The following is a 1,669-nucleotide window of genomic DNA, read 5'->3' as shown; positions in this document are numbered from 1 at the left end:
CCTGACTTGGCTCAAATTAGTGCCGAAGGGTTGGGGTGGTGATGGTGTTGACGAGGGTTTGGATTTCCGGGGGTAGTGGTACTGCGGCGTGGATGGTTTCGCCGCCAACGACGAGTTGAAAGCTGCGGTATTTCTTGAGTGTTCTCACGAGGCGTTTGATGGATTGACCACTGCGGGTCTCCATCAGGTGGGCCACGGCTAGGGCTGCGATGACGATGTTGAGGTGGGCTGTGATCGAGTCTTGTTTCCTGGCGTAGATTGGGCGTGCTTTCAGGTCTGATTTCGACATCCGAAACGACTTTTCAATGTTGAATAGCCTGCGGTAATGCCCGATAACCTCACTAGCGGGAAGAGCGGTCAGGTCGGTTTCATAGCCTTTGATCCCGGCTAGGGCTCGGTGTTTGGCAGCAAGAGCGTAGTTGACCTTCTTGTTCGGGGCGGAAAGATCGATATATCGGTTGCGCTTGATTGCGATATCGCCGTCAACAGCGCGTTTGGCTTTTGCGACTTGCTCTTTGATTCCGCGCAGGCTGCGCCTAGCCCGGTCGTGAGAGTACTGGTAATGCGTCACCGAATTCGGGGTAGCGTGTTTGCGCCCATCACTTGCCGAGGCTTGCGTCCAGATCTGGCCGTGGGTGTAGTCGTCACCGGGGTTTTCCCGCCGCCAGGTTTCGATCACCTCAGGCACGGTGGGGGTTTTCACCGACAAGATGTAGTGCAGGCCTGCATCTATCAATGCTTGTTTGTTCGCCGCTGAAAACATGCCCGCATCAGCAACGACGGTGACTTCATCGAGTTGGTAGGCCTCTTGGAACCGTGTGATCATCGGCAGCATCGTGTGGGTTTCTGCCGAGTTTCCGGCAAACGCTCCAACATGTAGTGGAAAACCAGTGGCATCAGTAAGCAGCCCGACAAGGATTTGCGGCTCTATACGGCGCTCTTTGGAAAATCCGGGTTTGCGAAGCTCATCAGGAGTATCGGTTTCGAAGTACAAGGTGGTCACGTCGTACAAGATGAATGTGCCTGGACCGATACCTGCATGATGCGCCAGCACTTGGGTTAATCCTTCGCCGAAGGCATCTGTAGCAAAGCCAGGTAGTCGGCGTTTAATCGTGGCGTAGCTTGCGCTTGTCACCCCAACTTCAGCCAGGGTTTCAATCGAATCAAACTTCGAACCAGGATTAATCAACCGAGCGCGCACCAGATCCCGAAACACCTGATCATCACCAGTTGCTACAGCAAGACCTAACTCGTTGAAACACGCATCAATACAGTCCAACAAGTAACCAGCTCGCTGTGCTGTCACCGGCACCGGGTCATCAGCGGTTCCCCTGCTTGCTGAAGGCTCTACTCCAAGATCAAGGGTGAGTTGATCTGCATCAATAAGACGCCGGGCCTGGGCTTTAAGCTGCTCAACTTGATCAGGTGAGTGTCCTGATCCGACCTGTTGAAGCTTTTTCGACCCTCGATGCTCAGACCACACCACCTGAACCGCCGTCGCCCCGGAAGCGGTCTTGACAGTGCGAATGTATGGACTCACAAAATCAGACTACCGGCTACCCCCGCCGATACCCGCTTAGTGCCGAAAAAATAACCGCCACAACACCAAACCTCCAGGCCACAATGTCAAGGGTGACCTTCATCACCTAACCGTGAGCCAAGTCAGGTT

The 1,669-nt window shown here is 54.3% G+C and carries 1 protein-coding gene; it reads right to left on the bottom strand.

Annotated features, from left to right (window positions below; translation table 11 throughout):
* Positions 1 to 16 precede the first annotated feature (16 nt).
* Complete coding sequence (locus FME68_RS12895) at positions 17 to 1,540, bottom strand: IS1634 family transposase (RefSeq protein ID WP_328287860.1); 1,524 nt, start codon at positions 1,538 to 1,540, stop codon at positions 17 to 19.
* Positions 1,541 to 1,669 lie beyond the last annotated feature (129 nt).

Source organism: Corynebacterium hiratae (genome assembly GCF_009708045.1).
GTDB lineage: Bacteria > Actinomycetota > Actinomycetes > Mycobacteriales > Mycobacteriaceae > Corynebacterium > Corynebacterium hiratae.
This window is presented reverse-complemented; position numbering and strand designations above follow the sequence as displayed.